Origin of the sequence: Aidingimonas lacisalsi (assembly GCF_008079445.1) — a bacterium.
GTDB classification, from domain to species: Bacteria; Pseudomonadota; Gammaproteobacteria; order Pseudomonadales; family Halomonadaceae; genus Aidingimonas; species Aidingimonas lacisalsi.
The window spans coordinates 1-697 of the sequence record NZ_VRYH01000025.1 but is presented as its reverse complement, the minus strand read 5'-3'; the positions used below and the strand labels follow the sequence as shown (position 1 = coordinate 697).

General features: G+C 58.5%; 1 protein-coding gene. It reads right to left on the bottom strand.

The window, feature by feature from the left end:
- On the bottom strand, positions 1–650 hold a 650-nt coding region (locus FVV99_RS18460; RefSeq protein ID WP_148255591.1), incomplete at its 3' end, for a GTP-binding protein.
- Positions 651–697 lie beyond the last annotated feature (47 nt).

Below are 697 nucleotides of genomic sequence, written 5' to 3'. Positions count from 1 at the left end.
GGCATCCGTGCGCTGCGATTGACGACGTTGTCGCCTTCCAGCGCCGACATCGGCACGAAACGGATGTCGCGGGCATTGAGCTTCTCGGCGAACTCGCGATACTCGGCGACGATCTCGTCGAACCGAGCTTCGGAAAAGTCGACCAGATCCATCTTGTTGATCGCGATCACCAGGTGCTGAATACCCAGCAGGTCGGCAATGAAACTGTGCCGTTTGGTCTGCGTCTGCACACCGTAACGCGCATCGATCAGGATCACCGCCAGGCTCGCCGTCGAGGCCCCCGTCGCCATATTGCGGGTGTACTGCTCGTGGCCCGGGGTATCGGCGATGATGAACTTGCGCTTGTCGGTGGAGAAATAACGATACGCCACATCGATGGTAATGCCCTGCTCGCGCTCGGACTGCAGGCCATCCACCAGCAGTGCCAGATCCACCGCATCGCCGGTGGTCCCGCTGGTCTTCGATGCCTGCTCGATCGCCGCGAGCTGATCTTCATAGATCATCTTCGAATCGTGCAGCAACCGACCGATCAGGGTGGACTTGCCGTCATCGACACTGCCGCAGGTGATGAAGCGCAGCAGGTCCTTGCGTTCGTGTTCCTTGAGGTAGGACTCGATATCGTCGGCGATCAAGGGAGAAGAGTGGGACATAATCAACCCTGGGAAAATGGAAATATGGGTGGAGCCATGCAAACGAA